This is a genomic window from Acinetobacter piscicola, from assembly GCF_015218165.1.
Lineage (GTDB): Bacteria > Pseudomonadota > Gammaproteobacteria > Pseudomonadales > Moraxellaceae > Acinetobacter > Acinetobacter piscicola_A.
Window position 1 is genome coordinate 3,504,367 of the sequence record NZ_CP048659.1, and the last position, 18,018, is coordinate 3,522,384.

An 18,018-nucleotide genomic window follows, 5' to 3' on the forward strand; every position below is an offset into this window, starting at 1 on the left:
ACCTCCTAGTTAAACCATGATTCACGCGCTTTCATAATGAGTTGACCCGCTTTCTCAGCATCCAAACCTTCAATATCTGCGATATCGTCAGTTGCCTGATCAGCCAAATCATCGACTGTAATAACCCCACGAGCCGCCAAAGCATAAGCAATTTCAGAAGTCACTCCTTCCATTTCTAGAAGTTCTTGACTTGGCTCTTGAATATTTTCTTGCTGTTTCAATGCATCTGCCAAAGCCGCTTCTTTCGCACGACTTTGCAACATTTCCACAAGCTCAGCATCAAGTTCAATCTCATCAAATGTTTCAGCAGGAACATAAGCAATTTCTTCAAGCGAAGTAAAGCCCATTTCCACTAACGCAATTGCAAGATCTTCTTCAATATCAAGACGTGTCACAAACATGTCTAAATATTGTTGAGCTTCATTTTGTTGACGAGCACGATACTCATCTTCAAGCATCATATTTAGCTTATAACCTGTGAGTTCTGAAGCCAAACGAACATTTTGACCTTGTGAACCAATTGCACGTGCAAGCTGATCACTGGTTGCAAAAATAATATCTGCTGTACGTTCTTCTTCGTCAATCACAATACCTGATACATCCGCAGGTTCTAATGCGCTTGCAATATATTGTGCTGGATCATCAGACCAAACCACGACATCAATACGCTCACCATTGAGTTCTTGTTGTACGGCTTGAATACGTGTACCACGCATACCAATACAAGCACCTACTGGATCAATACGATGATCGTTAGTTTTCACTGCAATTTTAGCACGAACACCGGGTTGACGTGCAGCAGCTTTAATTTCAATGATTTCTTCAGAAATTTCAGGAATTTCTTTTTTCATCAATGCCATTAACATTTCAGGTTTTGCACGTGACAATAATAATTGTGCACCACGACCTTCTTTATTCACGCTGTATAAAATGGCATTTACACGTTGTTTAGGACGAAGAATTTCTTTATGGATCATTTCTTCACGTGCTAAATATGCTTCTGCATTATCACCTAAGTCAATAATGAAGCCATCTTTGGTTTGTTTTTTCACTTCACCGTAGATCAATTCACCCACTTTTGACTCGTATGCATCTGCAATTAATGCACGTTCCGCTTCACGGATTTTTTGCACAATCACTTGTTTTGCAATTTGTGCAGCGATACGACCAAACTCGATAGAAGGTACTTCGAGCTCACGAATATCACCAATTGACCATTTTGCAGGATCAACATCAGAAATTGCATCTTGGCATGCTGGCATTTCATGATCTTCATCAGCTACAACTTCCCATTGACGGAAAGTACTGTATTCACCTGTTTTACGATCAATTTCTACACGTAAACGTGCTTCTTCAGAATTTGTGCCTTCGTAGAATTTTTTCTTTGTTGCAGCTACAAGTGCTTGCTCAAGTGCTTCAAAGATCGCTTCACGACTAACACCTTTTTCATTACTAACCGTCTCTGCAACGGTAAGAATTTCACGGCCCATAAGTCACCTACTATTCAAATTCTTATTCGTTAAAATTAATTTAGTCTTGATAGATTAAATTGGCTTTGTCGATATTGTTACTGTCAATTTCCAAGATTTGTTGTTTTTCAACTTCAACTTGAATCATTTCATTTTCAAGATCAACAGATACAAGCTTTGCTTGGAATTTACGACGGTTTTCTACAGCTGCGATTAAACGTAATGCAACTTGTTGACCGACATATTGAGACATTTGTTTCAGTTCAAAAAAAGGACGATCCCACCCTGGAGATGATACTTCCAATGCATATTCACCCGAAATTGGGTCATGTACATCTAGCATTGCACCCACTTGCTGAGTCACACGTACACAATCTTGTACGCCAATACCTTGACCCAACTCAACCTCACCATCTTCATTGATGACAGGTTCAGCATTTTTATCAACTTCTTTGTCAATATAGATACGGAGTAATGAACGTTTACCTTGAGGTAAAAATTCAATTCCCCACAATTCCACATCACAAGCTTGCACCGCAGGAGCAATTAAATCTTGAAGTGCTTGAGTTTTATTTGATAGCTTCATTTACTCTCGTCATTTTGTGCGATTCATGGTCGAAATGACCACCACAGACCCATACACACTATAGTAGTAGTGAAACATGACACTTTAACTTTGCCTATACGGCTCACATCGACACTACACGATAGCCAATAAAAAAGGGCGAAATTCGCCCCTATTATCACATAATAAACCTTAGCCCATTATGCAAAAAGACCCACCTATCTGTGAGCCCTTTTTAGAAACTTGGTAGCGGGAGCTGGATTTGAACCAACGACCTTCGGGTTATGAGCCCGACGAGCTACCAGACTGCTCCATCCCGCATCAATGCTGCAAAATTATATACAAAAAATAAAACAACTTCAAGCGTAAATTTATTTTTCGCCTTAACCAAGTTGCAGCTTGATTAAGATTGGTAGCGGGAGCTGGATTTGAACCAACGACCTTCGGGTTATGAGCCCGACGAGCTACCAGACTGCTCCATCCCGCATCAACATTGCAAATATTATCTCAATTTAAAACTAAATTGTTTATTTTAGTTTGCATCTAAAATAAAGTTGATTGGTAGCGGGAGCTGGATTTGAACCAACGACCTTCGGGTTATGAGCCCGACGAGCTACCAGACTGCTCCATCCCGCATCAACAGATTTTGCTGCATACACCAACTTAAATTTCTGGATTATAAGTTGGTGCGGAAGGGGGGACTTGAACCCCCACGCCCGAAAGCACTACCACCTCAAGGTAGCGTGTCTACCAATTCCACCACCACCGCAGCTGTGACGCATTCTAGTAGCTTGCGTCACAAATTGAAAGGTTTAATTGCAAAATTTGCATTTATTTTGGTGCAGTTGGCGAAGTTTCACCCGTATTTGACTGTGTAGCAGGTGCTGGTTGTGTTGTTGTCTGCACTGTTTTTAGGCCATAAGCATCTGAAGTTTGTTTTTTTGCAAATACTGCTAGACTAAGACTGGTCACAAAAAACAAAGCTGTCAAAATCGCTGTCAAACGGGTTAAAAAGTTTGCTGAACCCGAGGCACCAAACACTGTTGCCGCACCACCACCGCCAAAAGAAGCGCCTGCATCAGCACCCTTACCGTGTTGTACAAGAATCAATACAATCATCAATACGGCTAAAATGATATGTACTACCAGCACAAAACTATGCATGCTGAACTCCTATTTTTTTGATTTTGCGAAAGCTTGAGCAATTTGATAAAAAGACTCAGCATTCAAAGAGGCACCACCCACAAGTGCACCATTAATATCTGCACATGCAGCCAATTCAACAGCATTTTCTGGTTTGACACTACCACCATACAAAATGGCAATCTCTGCACCAAGAGGCGTAATTTGCGATAAACCTTCTCGAATTTTTGCATGCATCGCTTGCGCATCTTCAGGAGAAGCTGTTTTACCTGTCCCAATCGCCCAAATGGGTTCATAGGCTACAATAATATTGTTCCATTGTTCAGCTTTTACAAGTGCAGCGATATCACAAATTTGCTGTAAAACAACTTGTTCTGCTTGACCTCCTTCACGTTGTGTTAGACTTTCACCAACACAGTAGATGATCTTCATATTCGCATTTAAAGCATTTTTAACTTTTTCTTGCACAACAGAAACAGTGTCACCAAAAATTTCTCGGCGCTCTGAGTGTCCAATTAAAACAAATTCAATACCACTATCTTTTAATAAGTCTGCACTTACTTCACCAGTATAAGCGCCTGTACCTGCCATAGATGAAAGATCTTGTGCCACACTGATAATTTTATTCGGTGCATCTGCAAATTGTTGCTGAACAAAGAGTAATGTCAGTGTAGTCGGTGCTACACCTATATGACATTGCTGTTCAGAAATAGGTTCTTGCTGTAATTGTTGCTTTAAATCTTGAATGAGTTGCTGCGAATTCGCTTGCATTGGGTTCATTTTCCAATTGCCGACAACCCAAGGAATAATCGTCGAACCCGACATACACATAACCCTATTATCGAAAAATGTGCACATTCTACACGTATTTTTAAGGATTTCTGCTTTTTTCTTTATTCGCTTGTTGCAAAAATTTAAAAGCACGATTTTGTCTGCGCATTTTTTTGTAACAAAACCACGCTTAACCCTGAGAATAGTGGTTTATTTGTATTTTAAAGTGAAAAAATCCAGTCTAGTGCTTTAGCTTATCAAAATCTTTGGTTAATATAATTATTCTTCAAAATACTGAATACCGAGTTGCAGCTTTTAAATTCATTTTAACAAATGAAACACAAAGTATGGGGATACCTTGTGTTGCATGTATTTTAGTTGCTCGATAAAACTATTGAGATATCTATAAAAAGATCCATAATAAGAAGTCTTCAGATATCAATCTGTTTGTAAGTACTCAGTATTTGAATTATAAAATAAATTAAAGGTGTATTGGGGATGGTGTCACAACAAGGCACTCCGAAGTTTTCGGGGTTTATTCGTCGCTTAGTCGATGACGGTGTTATTGCTGCGCAACAAATGCAATCTGCGCTAGACAATGCTAAAAAAAGTAAGCTCAACATCGTAGCTTATCTGATTGAATATGCAAATTTAAAACCTTTGCAAATTGCTGAAACCATTGCGCTTGAGTTCGCCGAGCCTTTGTTTGACCTTGATAGCTTTGATCCCGAGCAATTCCCTAAAGATGTTATTGAAAGTGGTTTATTACATAAACATCTGATGCTGCCTTTGGTTCAACGTGGAAATGTGCTTTATATCGCCATGAGCGATCCAACCAATATTGAGGCTTTGGATGCTGCACGTTTTAATAGTCGCTTGAATATTGAAGTCGTCATCGTTGAACATCACAAACTCGTCAAATGCTTAGAAAAATACTTTACTGAAGACACCAGTTTTGATTTTGGTGGTGATGATATTGATGTTGATATCATCTCAACTGATGATGTAAATCCTGCAGATGATCACGACGATAATGAAAGCGAAGATGAAGCTCCGATTGTAAAGTATATTAATAAGTTACTTATTGATGCTATTCGTATGGGTGCATCAGATTTACATTTTGAACCTTATGAAAAATCCTATCGTGTGCGTTATCGTGTAGATGGTGTGCTTAGAAGTATTACCAATCCCCCACTGCAACTTGCCACACGACTCGCATCACGCTTAAAAGTGATGTCACAAATGGATATTTCTGAAAAGCGTATTCCACAAGATGGTCGTATTAAACTTAAATTATCCAAAACCAAAGCCATCGACTTTCGTGTCAACTCTCTCCCGACGCTATTTGGTGAAAAACTCGTACTGCGTATTTTAGATCCATCAAGTGCGATGCTAGGTATTGATGCTCTAGGTTATGAGGAAGATCAAAAAGCTTTATTCATGGAAGCTTTAGATAAACCTCAAGGTATGCTCTTAATCACAGGACCGACAGGCTCTGGTAAAACGGTATCACTCTATACAGGTTTAAATATTTTAAATACTGAAAGTTCTAATATTTCAACAGCCGAAGACCCTGTAGAGATTAACTTAGAAGGGATTAATCAGGTCAATGTTAATCCTAAAGTCGGACTGACGTTTTCTGTCGCCTTGAAATCTTTCTTACGTCAAGACCCTGATATCATTATGGTCGGGGAGATTCGAGACCTTGAAACTGCTGAAATTGCGATTAAAGCAGCTCAAACAGGTCATATGGTCATGTCTACACTACATACCAATAGTGCGCCTGAAACCTTAACACGTTTAAGAAATATGGGCGTTCCTTCTTTTAATATTGCAACCTCTGTCAATCTCGTCATTGCACAACGTTTGGCACGCCGCTTATGTACACATTGTAAAGCACCTGTTGAAATTCCTAAACATAGCCTCTTAGAAATGGGCTTTACTGAAGAGGATTTAGCACACCCTGATTTCCAAGTGTTTCAACCTGTGGGTTGCCCAGAATGTCGTGAAGGCTATAAAGGGCGTGTTGGGGTATATGAAGTGATGAAAGTGACACCTGAGATTTCAAAAATTATTATGGAAGATGGTAATGCCTTAGAAATTGCTGAAGCATCTGCCAAACTGGGGTTTAATAATTTACGACGCTCAGGACTGATTAAAGTCATGAATGGTTTAACATCACTACAAGAAATTAATCGCGTCACCAGCGAATAAACAGAATACTAAAAAGGAATACAATTATGGCTGTCAAGAAAGCACAAATGATGCCGACATTCATTTATGACGGGGTAGATCGTAAAGGGGTTAAGATTAAAGGGGAACTGCCTGCGCGTAATATGGCTTTAGCCAAAGTCACACTAAGAAAACAAGGCATTAATATTAAAACCATTCGAGAAAAGAAGAAAAATATTCTCGAGGGTTTAATGAAAAAGAAAGTCACCACTTTAGATATCACGATTTTTACTCGACAACTTGCGACCATGATGAAAGCGGGGGTACCTTTAGTACAAAGCTTTGAAATTGTTGCCGAAGGTCTAGATAATCCCGCAATGCGTGAAGTCGTGTTAGGGATTAAAGGTGAAGTTGAAGGGGGGAATACTTTTGCTGGGGCATTAAAGAAATATCCTCAATATTTCGACCGCTTGTTTTGCTCACTGGTTGAGTCAGGTGAACAATCGGGTGCACTTGAAACTATGTTAGACCGTGTCGCGATTTATAAAGAAAAAAGTGAGCTTTTAAAACAAAAAATTAAAAAAGCCATGAAATATCCTATTGCAGTTATTGTCGTCGCAATCGTGGTTACCATTATTTTGATGGTTAAAGTTGTTCCCGTTTTCCAAGATCTTTTCTCATCTTTTGGCGCTGATCTTCCTGCTTTCACTCAGATGGTGGTCAACATGTCAAAATGGATGCAAAGCTATTGGTTTATCTTGATTATTGGTATTGGGGTCGTGATTACTGCATTTCTTGAAACCAAAAAGCGGAGTAAAAAATTTCGTGACTTCTTAGATAAAGCTGCACTCAAAGCCCCTATTTTTGGCGACTTGGTCTATAAAGCAATTATTGCGCGTTATAGTCGTACGCTTGCCACGACCTTTGCAGCGGGTGTGCCATTAATTGATGCGCTCGAATCTACAGCAGGCGCAACCAATAATGTTGTTTATGAAGAAGCCGTAATGAAAATTCGTGATGACGTGGCAACAGGTCAACAATTACAATTTGCAATGCGCCTCACCAATTTATTCCCTTCAATGGCCATTCAAATGGTTGCAATTGGGGAGGAATCAGGTTCGTTAGATGCCATGCTTGATAAAGTCGCAACACACTTTGAAAATGAAGTAGATAATGCGGTAGATGGCTTAACCTCAATGATGGAGCCATTAATCATGGCTGTACTCGGGGTGCTTGTCGGTGGCCTCGTGATTGCCATGTACCTTCCAATCTTCCAAATGGGTTCTGTAGTCTAATGGCTGATATTCTCAACTATTTCATCATCACACCCAGTGCACTATATCTTTTGGTTGGTTTACTTGGTTTATGTATTGGTAGTTTTTTAAATGTTGTGATTTATCGCACACCGAAAATGATGGAGCAAGAATGGCAACAAGAATGCCAACTCTTGCTGCATCCAGAACAAGCCATTATTGATCAAAGTAAACTGACATTAAGCACACCTGCTTCAACTTGTCCAAAATGTAAATCGCCGATTCATTGGTATCAAAACATTCCTGTGATCAGCTGGTTAGTTTTACGTGGTCAATGTGGCACATGTAAAAACCCAATTAGCATTCGCTATCCATTTATTGAAGTCTTAACTGCCTGTTGCTCTCTTTTAGTGGTTGCGGTTTATGGACCAACGCTTGCGATGCTATTTGGTCTCATCCTAACATGGACACTTATTGCACTCACGTTTATCGATTTCGATACACAACTGCTGCCAGACCGCTTCACTTTGCCTTTAGCTGCACTAGGTTTGGGTATTAATAGTTTTGCCATTTATACCTCTGCAACTTCTGCGATTTGGGGCTATATCATCGGTTTTTTATGCTTATGGGTGGTCTATTATGCGTTTAAAATCATCACAGGCAAAGAAGGCATGGGCTATGGCGATTTTAAATTACTCGCTGCTCTAGGCGCATGGATGGGACCTCTCATGCTACCGTTAATCGTCTTACTCTCCTCTTTGGTGGGGGCGATTATTGGTATTATTTTACTTAAAGTTCGTAAAGAAAATCAGCCTTTCGCTTTTGGTCCTTATATCGCAATTGCGGGTTGGATTGCCTTTTTATGGGGCGAACAAATTATGAAAGTCTATTTAGGACAAAATTAAAAGGTCGAAATATGAAGTTTATCTTGGGTTTAACAGGTGGTATTGGCAGTGGGAAGACCGCAGCAACACAATGGTTTGAAACCCAAGGAATCCAAGTTGTGGATGCAGATCTTGTCGCACGTGAAATTGTGGCAAAAGGGCAACCTGCCTTAACGCAAATTGCTCAAAGTTTTGGAGAATGGGTTCTTTTAGACAATGGTGAACTTGATCGTCGTGCACTAAGAGAGCATATTTTCAAAGACCCTTCAGCTCGCCACACACTAGAAAAGATTACGCATCCTGCAATTCGCCTGTCGATTATTCAACAACTCCAAGCTGCAACAAGCCCGTATGTCATTTTGGTTTCACCCTTATTATTTGAAACCAATCAGCATCAACTCACACAACACACCCTTTTAATTGATGCATCAGAAGAATTACAAATCTTCCGTGCCTCACAACGTGATGGGCAGAATATAGAACAGATTAAAAATATTATTGCGGCACAAATGCCAAGAGCCGAAAAACAAAAACTTGCCAATGATATTGTGGTTAATGATGGGCATCTTGATCACTTATACGCACATTTAGCCCCTTTACATCAAAAATATCTAAACATGGCTGAATAATTTTCACACTAAAAAGTAACTAAAGTGTATTCACCTTGCAATGAATACACGCGCTCATCAGCTGATGTTATTTATTTTTTTGTTGATCCAATCGTGCTTGCAAACTGTCTTTGCGTCCAAGCCAACGCCACGGCTGCAAGGCTCCTATCCCCATCCCCAGCAAACCACATACAATTGCTAAACTTAATGGCTCACCTAACAGTGGCACAGCAATAATTGCCGCAATAAAAGGTGCTAAAGTCACAATACTCCCCGTTTGGAAAGCACCGAGTCGTTTAATGGCTTCAACATAAGTTAATGTCGCGACAATCACCACAAAAACACCATGAAAAATGGTTTGCATCATCAAATGAGGCACTGTTGCTTGATCTAAATGCTTCGGTAAAAAGAGTAAATAAATCGGCACATAGATCAATGCAGACCAAATCGCAACGCCTGCCATACTATGCCAAGCTGACAATTTCCACTGCTTTAACAGCACGGTAAATATGCCCCACCAAATTGCACTCAGAAAAAATAAGCCATCACCGAAACTAAAAGCAACACCTGTTTCTTGGTACATGAGATAACTCATGCCTGCAATCGCGCTCAGCATAATCGTTAGGCTGAACCATGTATGGCGATCAAACGGCTGTTTAAATAAGAAATAAGCTGCAAGCGCAGTACACAACGGCAAACAACCATTTAAAAAAATTGCTGCATGTGCAGCAGGGACATAATGAAAAGCGCTATAGGATGTCAGGCAGTATGTAACCCCACCTAACATTGCCAGAATAAAAGGCTCTTTTTTCCATAAAAAAGCCGTATCTTTTTTATAAATGAGAATCGGCATCAAAATGCAAAATGCCAAACTAAAACGTAATGCGGTAATATCCCAAGGACTGATATGCCATAATGCATTAAGCCTTGATGTAATCGTAAAACCTCCCCAAATACACATCGTGATTGCTACAAAAACATAGCCTTGCGTGCGGGAGGTCATCATGATCTTTCTCAAATTTCAACAATAAAAATGGGGGGATATCGCTTAGTCAATCAGACGTTGACGACACGCTTCGTAGAGTGCCATACCTGTAGCCACACTGACATTCAAACTTTGTAGATTTCCAGCCATTGGAATAAATACAGTTTGGTCACATTGTGCCTGCGTGATTGGACGTAAGCCTGTATCTTCAGCCCCCATCACTACACAAATCGCTGTGCCTGTAAAATCAAATTGTTGAATAGGTAATGCTTTTTCATCCAACATCGTCCCTACAACACGCACATTAAAGTCTTGTTTGATTTGTCCTAAAGTGCGCGCCAAATTGGTCACTTGAATGAATTTAACTTTTTCAGCACCACCTGCCGCGACTTTACGTGCTGTTGGCGTCAAACTTGCTGAACGGTCACGTGGCACGATCACTGCTGAAACACCCATTGCCGCTGCTGTTCGAATACATGCGCCTAAATTATGCGGATCGGTAATATGATCTAAAGCCAATAATAAAGGCTGCTGTTCAGTACTCAGCAATTGCTCCAAGTCTTTTTCATTTAATACAGGATGCGGACGTACCGCTGCGACAACACCTTGATGAAAAGGCTGCCCTGCTAACTTCTCTAAGCTATCTCGACTGGCTTTTTGAATACTAATACCAAACGGCTCAGCCATTTTTAAAATATGTTGTAAGCGTTGGTCATCACGCCCTTTTAAAGTAAAAAGTGTTAAAACGCGTTCTGGTTCCAACTCCAATAATGACTCAACTGAATGCACGCCATAATAATACTCGGGCTTCGCCATGAACGACCTCTAATAACTAAAATCTGGGGAGAGAAAAGAAAAATCCTGCAAAGCCAACTTTACAGGATTTCATAATGTGCTTAGTTTAACCGATTTAAGCTGAAAATACCCTGCTTATCTTCGATTGAATCAACTTTGCTTAACCTTCTAAATGACAGACATAGTCAAGTACATCATCAGTTTCAATTTTGAAACGGCTGTTGCCTGGTACGTAAAATGACTGTCCAGCACGGAATAATTCACTTTCCGCATTGTCTGCAATTTTGACACGACATTCACCAGAAATGATTTCCATACGTTCAGGTACATGTGTTTCAAACGTCAATGCTTCTTCTGTTGGTAAAATCACCCCAAGCGTTTTTTTCGTTCCGTCTTCAAACTGTACTGTGTGGCTAATGCATAGACCACCAAAATAAACGTTTGATTTTTTTATCACTGATACATGATCAAACTGAGTAGGCATGCGTATTCTCCAGATAATGCGCATTGATATTATGTCGTTCAGCCTAGTTTAATTGCACTCCCCAAACTAATCAATCTCTTGTTTTAAGGAAAATAATTCCAGACAAAATCTGCATTTTATTAAATGTAAATTTATCTCCAAGAATCGGTATTTTTTGCTTTAATTTACGCTAAAATATCCAAAATTCTTCACCATTAGAATCTATTCTGACTTGTGACTACAACAAAACTTGACTATCTTAGAACTGAACTTTTCGCAGCTTGGATGCGTGTATGCTGACACATTTAAATCTACTTAATTTTGCTTTAGCAGATAACCTTGCGATTGATATTGAACAAGGTTTTAATGTTTTAACAGGTGAAACAGGTGCAGGAAAGTCGCTTCTTTTAGATGCATTATCAGCATGTTTAGGTGAACGTACAGATACCAATTACGTGCGTTACGGTGCAGAAAAAGCCGATATTACGGCAGTTTTTAGTTATCAAAACAATAGCCCAGAAGATTTATGGTTAAAAACCCATGAGTTAGATGATGAGTCTGGTGAAATTCATTTAAGACGAGTCATTTTTGCTACAGGTCGTAGCAAAGCATGGATCAATGGTCGCCCAAGTAGCCTGTCAGAACTCAAAGAAATCGGGCGTTTATTGGTACAACTCTATAGCCAACACAGCCAGCAACAACTGTTAGAGCCCCCCTACCCTAAACATTGGCTAGACCGTTATAGTGACTTTCATACACCTGCTCAAGCTGTGCGTGATGCCTATAATGTATGGCAAAAAAATATTAAACTTCATCAGGCAGCTTTAGATGCTCAAGCCACACGTCTACAACGTATAGAAACCTTAGAGCTACAACTCGAAGAACTTGAAGATGTCATCACGACTGATTATAAAGAGATTGAACAAGAGTTTGACCGTTTAAGCCATCACGAACACATCATGCAAGACTGTAGTTATAGTCTAAATACACTAGATGAATCTGAACAAAATATCACACAAGAATTATCTTCAATTTTACGCCGTATCGAATCTCATTCAGGACGCAGTGAGCAACTTTCAGAAATTTATAACTCACTGCTCAATGCACAAAGTGAATTAGAAGATGCAACAGCAAACTTACGTCAGTTTATTGACCGACAAAGTTTTGATCCTGAACGAATGGAGCAACTTAACTCACAATTAGAGATTTTCCACCGTTTAGCACGAAAATATCGTACCCAACCCGATGAACTCAAACAGCAATATGAAACTTGGCAAGCTGAGCTTGAACAATTACATCAGCTTGAAGCCCCTGAAACTTTAGCTGAACAAGTTGAACTTGCACATCAAGATTTTTTAAATAAAGCTCAATATTTAGATCAAATTCGTAGAGAAGCTGCTATTCCGCTTGCCAAACAACTCACTGAACAAGTCAAGCAACTGGCTCTGCCTGAAGCACATTTTGAGTTTCGATTTGACCCATTGGAGCAGGTTTCTGGCGAGGGTCTAAGCTTTATTCAACTGCTATTTACTGCCAATAAAGGCATTCCTGCACAACCCTTGGCTCGTGTGGCCTCTGGCGGTGAGTTATCACGTATTGCTTTAATTATGCAGGTTATGAATGCTGAAAAAACTGAATCTGAAGTTTTGGTTTTTGATGAAATTGATGTAGGAATCAGTGGCGGTACTGCAGAAATTGTCGGGCGTTTATTGGCGAATTTGGCACAACATGTACAAATCTTATGTATTACACATCAAGCGCAAGTTGCCGCGCAATCTGATCAACATTTATTGGTGAAAAAATTACAGACAAACCCTGCAAGCAGTACCATCATTGAACTTGAGGAAGAACAACGCATTTTCGAATTAGCACGTATGACAGGTGGTGTAGAAATTAGCGAAACGACTTTGCAACATGCCAAACAGTTACGCCAACTCAAGTTTCAACATGCTTGAGTTAAATGTATGCTAGAAAAAAAACCAGTGAATAATGCACTGGTTTTTTATTGTAAAGTATCAAAAATTACCACTTAATCGGCTGTTCACTTGAACCTGGTGTCATGTCATAGGTCGGGGTAAAACTTGAACCTTGCGAACCATAATTGGCATTTGGCTGCAACTTTAAACCCACTAAAATTTCCTGACTTAAATTTTGAGCCAAGGTTTCTGCACTACTGTTATCTAAATTATTATTTAACAGATTTTGCACAGAATTTTTCGGTAACGCACGGTTAAATGTACCTGATGCCACCACTTTACTGGTATTTGCTTCAATCACACGCCAAGTTAAACGCACTTGTTCTGCACCTTGATTTAAACCATACATTTGATGTGAACTTGCTGCAGACAAATCATTGATCCGCCCAACCAATAAATAATCTGCACCTACTTTTTGCCCAATACGCGCCATCTCATGTGGTGCACCATCCCATTGTAAAAATGCATTTTCATATTGCATTTCATCAATATAATGACGATCCAACAAACTTAATTGCCCTGATTGTGCTAAAGAATTACCCAATGCATCTGCCAATTCTTCGCTAAACTCACCTGCTGAGTCAGATTGTGCTGAGCGATTATTTTTTTCATAAAACTGAAAGGGTAAAACGGCAATGCGTCTTAAATGTTGATCTTGCACAGTTGATTCATATTGAACAACATGCGCACGCACACGTGCACGATAGTTATTTTTTGAACCCGTAACACTCAACACTTGGAACTTGGTTACTGAACCTGAGCCAACACTGTTCACACTAAATACAGGTGAAACTTTACCTGAATAACTCCAATTATTACCACTCATGGACATATTCACTGTTTCTTCAAGATCTGCACGTGGTGAAACCGTTGCACCATTTACAGACTGTACAGCAATAAGTAATGCTTCAGAAATTGCCTGATGCTGTGTTTCACCGCTACCCGATGCTTCTTTAACCACTTCTTTTAATGCAGCAAATGCCGATGAGCAAAGACCCGCCGTAAGCAATGCTGAAAGAATAATTTTTTTCATCATGATTATGATCTCGTGCAACTGCGTTGAATAGCAGTTGCAACTTTATCAATTACAAACCAAAAGTAGAGCGTTTAGCTGACTTACGAATTTCTTTTTCGCTGGTCCACTCAACAATACCTGTTTGAATATTTTGAAGTTTTAATGTGAATTTATAATATACATCGCTCTTATTGCCTGAGTTTTTCACAATGCTTGATAAATTACCATTAAGCATATACTCAGCGCCAATATGACCACCTGCTTTTACAGATGTCGCTTGATTCACTAAACCACTATTTTTTTGGTAGTTTAATTGCTCAGCCATGGCATTTGCTGCCGTCATATCCACAAAACGGAATTTACCTGAGTTAATCAGTTTATTTTGAATGGTGTCAGTAATTGATTCAGTATCAATATGTTCTTGCGTCTTGTTACGGATACGGTCAACAAACATCACAGGACGGCGGTTTTGGGTTAACTGAACCACCACTGGAAATGTCAACATATCGTCAACCATTTTGTCCGCAATCATTTGTAAATCAGTAGAACCAAAATCCTTGGTTAATGACTCAACAGCTTGTGCATCGCCATAACTGACATTGGTACTCGCACAACCTGTCAAAACTGACGCAGCAAAAAGTGATGCAACAACAAATTTAATTTTCATGAATTTTACCCTAATTAATCATTCTTCAAATAAACAACAACATCAACTGCCGATGGGTTTGGCGCAACAGATTGCACCGTTTTCACTTCACGACCTGTCAACTGAATAGGTTTCCAACGCGCACCTTCTGGATTGATTTCCATGCCTTGTGCGTCAACCCAAACAATTTTGTACTCAAAAGAGCGACTGACAAACCAACGGTCTTTAATTGCTAGCGATACTTTTTTCAGGTCACCCACGTAGGTCATATTGATGCGATCCACACCAACCTTCGTACTTAACACAGGATTATTACTGATCGTTTTTACGCTATAAGTCCCATCAGCCGCAGTTTGCGTAGACAGTGAATTAGGTGCAGTACACGCAGCAAGACTTGCCACAAGCACACCCGCAAAAATTAGTTTTGAAGCTATTTTCATACATTTCTCAATTTTTAGATTAATGATTAATCGCACTAACGCTCGTTGAAATTTTATTATTGACATCATTGACATAGACAAAAATAGTTTGGTTTGGACTCGCATCAACTTTTATCGTGTCACTCATCGCTCCATTGCCTGAAATATGTAGATTATGGCTACCAGGCTTTACTTCAAAGCGTGCAATTTGTGTATTGCTTGGCAAAGTTGACCATGCTCTCAAGTCAGCTCGCTCTGTGGCAACGTTCATCAAGTTACCTGCAAGTTGCCCCAAAGCACCCAGATGCTGTCCTAACTGCTGCTGTGCCACAAATTTAGTGGTTGCACGTACAATTTGACTAGAGACTGTACTTGTCGTGCGTTCTTTTAATTCTTTAACCGCTAATGCGCCAATATCATTTAATATAAAGCTTTGCTGTGTTTCACGGTCACCTAAACGTACTCTTAGGCTCTGTGGTGCGGTATATGTACTCGGTTCATACGTTGCAAAAGCAATATTTACAAGACCATTTGGCACAGGAATCGCTAATTTATTCTCAATTTTTTTCGGCACAATGCCTTGCTCGATAAAAACAACAACAGGTACCGTGTCTTTACTTTTCGCAGTCATACGATCTAAACGCTGTACATCTTTGGCAATATTACTGTCCGCTTGTAATTCATAGGCTTTTTTATAGTCAACCAAAGCATCGTTATACTCACCTAATGCTTCCCATAAATTGGCTGCCATATAAAAGGCATAGGCATTTTGATAAGTGTTTTTAATACGTCCTGCAATTGTGTCTAAACCTGAAAATGCTTCATCTAAATTATTCACAGCTTGCGCATTTTCTTGTTTGGCTTTTTCTTTTTCCGATTTTTTCTCTAGCTCTTTTTCATGCTTAATTTCAATTTCACGTTGAATACGTTGTGCGATTCGCATCTCAACACCTGCTGCTTCAGCATCTTTGAGATAAATATAATTCTTAGCTTGAGAAATATGCGCTAACACCTGCTCATAAGGTGGAACCTCATAAGGAACAATGGAGTCATTACTCAACATTGAAAGTGCTTTAAAACCTAAACGAGAAGCACTGACTGTTGCTCGATTATTTTGTTTGTCCAATAATTCAAATGCTTTTTTATATAATTGACTACTTTCTTGGTATTGTTGGTTGACCTGTAAAATGCGTGCTTTTTCTAAGTGATACAAAATTGCGTCCTTAGAATCCATTTTCTTATCGATTGTTGCTGCAAATGCAGTCGGCATGGTGGCATTTAAACTACTTCTGAATGCCATCCCCTCATCATCATAACTTCCAAAAACCCCCGCTTGAGAATTAAAAGAAACTGCCAATAAAATGAGTAATAATTTGTTATTAAAACGTTTCATAAAGTTTAAAATTATAATTTTCGATACATGAATAATACAAATTTATATGATTTTATTCAATAATCCAACATTTATTCATTAAATTATTCATATTTCATTCATTAAACAAAGCTAAATAAAGCTAGAGTAATTGTTCTAAATTAACAGAATTATTGACTTTTTATTAAGCAAATATATATAGTCGAAGGATTATTTTAATGCTGTTTAAAAAATTCCAATCGACCATTTATTAATCAATAAATTTTAATTTCAACTTTTTTCTGCAATTTTTTAGCATATTAAATATTTATTTTCCAAGATCATGCCACAAGACAGCATAAATAAGTTATGGTATTTCAAAATGATTTACATAATTTTATACGTTTTTTAAGAATAAGGAGCAGCCTTTCGGTGACTAAACAATATTTAAAACATCGTTGTTTAATTGCGCCACCAGATTTGGCGGATGATTTTTTTTCGCATACGGTGATTTATATTGCACGACATGATGACGATGGTGCGCAAGGCATTATTATCAATCGTCCTACAGGCTTACAAATTAAAGAGTTATTGACAGATTTAGAAATTGCAGCAGACCATGTTCACCCACATGAGGTTTTACAAGGTGGCCCTTTACGCCCCGAAGCAGGCTTTGTGCTTCATACAGGTCAACCGACTTGGCATTCTTCGATTGCGGTAGGTGAAAACATTTGTATTACCACCAGTAAAGATATTTTAGATGCGATTGCACACAATGAAGGTGTCGGACGTTATCAAATCGCATTAGGATATGCCAGCTGGGAAAAGAATCAATTGGAAAATGAAATCGCCCGTGGTGATTGGTTAGTCTGTGATTCAGACATGGATTTAGTATTTAATTTACCTTATGACGAGCGCTGGGACGCTGCATATCGTAAAATAGGCATTGATCGTACTTGGTTAGCCTCTGAGATTGGACATGCCTGATTTATCCCAACCACAACTTATTTTAGCTTTTGACTTTGGTACGCAAAAAATGGGGATGGCGGTTGGCTCATCACTGATTGAAAGTGCAAGCCCACTCAATTTATTTCCCATGAAAGATGGAATTCCCAATTGGGAAGCATTACTCAAAATCGTAAAACAACATCAACCCAATTTGTTTTTGGTCGGTTTGCCTTTAAATATGGATGATTCCGAGTCGGAATTATCAGCACGTGCCCGTAAATTTGCACGCCGTTTACGTCATCAAACCAACATTGAAACTTTGATGGTGGATGAGCGCCTAACGACACGTGAAGCAAGAGATGAGCTGGATCACTATCAGGCACAAGGTCGTGCTAAAAACTTAGCCGCGGATAGTGTTGCCGCAGCATTATTTATTGAAAGTTGGTATCGAAATCCTCAAGGTGTTACACCTTAATTTTGGATCATATTATTTTTTAATCTGATCTATAAAAAATTGGGTGATCATTTGATCACCCAATTGCTTTGAATTTTTAA

At 39.2% G+C, this 18,018-nt stretch carries 18 protein-coding genes and 4 tRNA genes; 7 read left to right on the top strand and 15 right to left on the bottom strand.

The genetic code is table 11. The annotated features are described in order from the left end of the window. Positions 1–5: 5 nt before the first annotated feature. The 8 genes from nusA to tpiA all read right to left on the bottom strand — a co-directional run bounded on the left by nusA (position 6) and on the right by tpiA (position 4,002). Positions 6–1,490: a transcription termination factor NusA gene (nusA, locus tag G0028_RS17365; protein ID WP_130072255.1), complete on the bottom strand. Its 1,485-nt coding sequence runs from the start codon at positions 1,488–1,490 to the stop codon at positions 6–8. Positions 1,491–1,530: 40 nt separating this feature from the next. Continuing rightward, entirely contained in the window at positions 1,531–2,055 is a 525-nt protein-coding gene (gene rimP / locus G0028_RS17370) for a ribosome maturation factor RimP (RefSeq protein ID WP_130072256.1), read from the bottom strand. 223 nt (positions 2,056–2,278) lie between these two features. Beyond that, a tRNA-Met gene (locus tag G0028_RS17375) sits at positions 2,279–2,355 on the bottom strand. Positions 2,356–2,444: 89 nt separating this feature from the next. After that, positions 2,445–2,521, bottom strand: a tRNA-Met gene (locus G0028_RS17380). A 72-nt stretch (positions 2,522–2,593) separates the two neighbouring features. Further along, a tRNA-Met gene (locus G0028_RS17385) sits at positions 2,594–2,670 on the bottom strand. A gap of 48 nt (positions 2,671–2,718) precedes the next feature. Next, a tRNA-Leu gene (locus G0028_RS17390) sits at positions 2,719–2,803 on the bottom strand. 62 nt (positions 2,804–2,865) lie between these two features. Beyond that, positions 2,866–3,198, bottom strand: a complete 333-nt coding sequence (gene secG, locus G0028_RS17395; RefSeq protein ID WP_130072257.1) for a preprotein translocase subunit SecG — start codon at positions 3,196–3,198, stop codon at positions 2,866–2,868. 9 nt (positions 3,199–3,207) lie between these two features. Then, on the bottom strand, positions 3,208–4,002 hold the full coding sequence (tpiA, locus tag G0028_RS17400) for a triose-phosphate isomerase (RefSeq protein WP_180046476.1): 795 nt from the start codon (positions 4,000–4,002) through the stop codon (positions 3,208–3,210). Between the two features lie 444 nt (positions 4,003–4,446). Between tpiA and pilB the strand changes: the two genes are divergently transcribed. Genes pilB through coaE form a run of 4 tightly spaced genes read left to right on the top strand, consistent with a single transcriptional unit; the run spans position 4,447 to position 8,886 of the window. Then, positions 4,447–6,162: a type IV-A pilus assembly ATPase PilB gene (pilB, locus tag G0028_RS17405; protein ID WP_174493874.1), complete on the top strand. Its 1,716-nt coding sequence runs from the start codon at positions 4,447–4,449 to the stop codon at positions 6,160–6,162. 26 nt (positions 6,163–6,188) lie between these two features. Next, positions 6,189–7,415 carry a type II secretion system F family protein gene (locus tag G0028_RS17410; RefSeq protein ID WP_130072260.1) on the top strand — a complete coding sequence of 409 codons (1,227 nt, stop codon included), beginning with the start codon at positions 6,189–6,191 and terminating at the stop codon, positions 7,413–7,415. Further along, on the top strand, positions 7,415–8,278 hold the full coding sequence (locus tag G0028_RS17415) for a prepilin peptidase (RefSeq protein WP_130072261.1): 864 nt from the start codon (positions 7,415–7,417) through the stop codon (positions 8,276–8,278). Before G0028_RS17410 ends, G0028_RS17415 begins: the two co-directional genes overlap by 1 nt. 11 nt (positions 8,279–8,289) lie before the next feature. Next, the gene (gene coaE / locus G0028_RS17420) at positions 8,290–8,886 is read left to right on the top strand and encodes a dephospho-CoA kinase (RefSeq protein ID WP_180046477.1); all 597 of its coding nucleotides are present in this window, start codon (positions 8,290–8,292) and stop codon (positions 8,884–8,886) included. Between the two features lie 67 nt (positions 8,887–8,953). On the opposite strand, the gene G0028_RS17425 is transcribed toward coaE, so the two are convergent. The 3 genes from G0028_RS17425 to G0028_RS17435 all read right to left on the bottom strand — a co-directional run bounded on the left by G0028_RS17425 (position 8,954) and on the right by G0028_RS17435 (position 11,129). Beyond that, the gene (locus G0028_RS17425) at positions 8,954–9,871 is read right to left on the bottom strand and encodes a DMT family transporter (protein ID WP_130072263.1); all 918 of its coding nucleotides are present in this window, start codon (positions 9,869–9,871) and stop codon (positions 8,954–8,956) included. A 42-nt stretch (positions 9,872–9,913) separates the two neighbouring features. After that, a complete protein-coding gene (gene rlmB, locus G0028_RS17430) occupies positions 9,914–10,666 on the bottom strand; it encodes a 23S rRNA (guanosine(2251)-2'-O)-methyltransferase RlmB (protein ID WP_174493878.1) in 753 nt (250 codons plus the stop codon). Between the two features lie 139 nt (positions 10,667–10,805). Then, the gene (locus G0028_RS17435) at positions 10,806–11,129 is read right to left on the bottom strand and encodes a pyrimidine/purine nucleoside phosphorylase (RefSeq protein WP_065993789.1); all 324 of its coding nucleotides are present in this window, start codon (positions 11,127–11,129) and stop codon (positions 10,806–10,808) included. A 272-nt stretch (positions 11,130–11,401) separates the two neighbouring features. Between G0028_RS17435 and recN the strand changes: the two genes are divergently transcribed. After that, positions 11,402–13,063, top strand: a complete 1,662-nt coding sequence (gene recN, locus G0028_RS17440) for a DNA repair protein RecN (RefSeq protein ID WP_180046479.1) — start codon at positions 11,402–11,404, stop codon at positions 13,061–13,063. A gap of 67 nt (positions 13,064–13,130) precedes the next feature. Here the strand turns inward: recN and G0028_RS17445 are convergent, their stop codons facing one another. The 4 genes from G0028_RS17445 to G0028_RS17460 are packed head-to-tail and all read right to left on the bottom strand — an operon-like array spanning position 13,131 to position 16,557. Continuing rightward, positions 13,131–14,117: a CsgG/HfaB family protein gene (locus G0028_RS17445; protein WP_180046499.1), complete on the bottom strand. Its 987-nt coding sequence runs from the start codon at positions 14,115–14,117 to the stop codon at positions 13,131–13,133. 52 nt (positions 14,118–14,169) lie between these two features. Beyond that, a complete protein-coding gene (gene lpoB / locus G0028_RS17450) occupies positions 14,170–14,766 on the bottom strand; it encodes a penicillin-binding protein activator LpoB (protein ID WP_130072266.1) in 597 nt (198 codons plus the stop codon). Between the two features lie 14 nt (positions 14,767–14,780). After that, positions 14,781–15,185: a YcfL family protein gene (locus G0028_RS17455; protein WP_174493880.1), complete on the bottom strand. Its 405-nt coding sequence runs from the start codon at positions 15,183–15,185 to the stop codon at positions 14,781–14,783. Positions 15,186–15,204: 19 nt separating this feature from the next. Next, positions 15,205–16,557: a COG3014 family protein gene (locus G0028_RS17460; RefSeq protein ID WP_130072268.1), complete on the bottom strand. Its 1,353-nt coding sequence runs from the start codon at positions 16,555–16,557 to the stop codon at positions 15,205–15,207. Between the two features lie 390 nt (positions 16,558–16,947). Here G0028_RS17460 and G0028_RS17465 point away from each other — a divergent pair, with 390 nt between their 5' ends. After that, the gene (locus G0028_RS17465; RefSeq protein ID WP_130072269.1) at positions 16,948–17,502 is read left to right on the top strand and encodes a YqgE/AlgH family protein; all 555 of its coding nucleotides are present in this window, start codon (positions 16,948–16,950) and stop codon (positions 17,500–17,502) included. After that, positions 17,495–17,938 carry a Holliday junction resolvase RuvX gene (ruvX, locus tag G0028_RS17470; RefSeq protein ID WP_174493881.1) on the top strand — a complete coding sequence of 148 codons (444 nt, stop codon included), beginning with the start codon at positions 17,495–17,497 and terminating at the stop codon, positions 17,936–17,938. The genes G0028_RS17465 and ruvX overlap by 8 nt, the downstream gene beginning before the upstream one ends. Positions 17,939–18,018 lie beyond the last annotated feature (80 nt).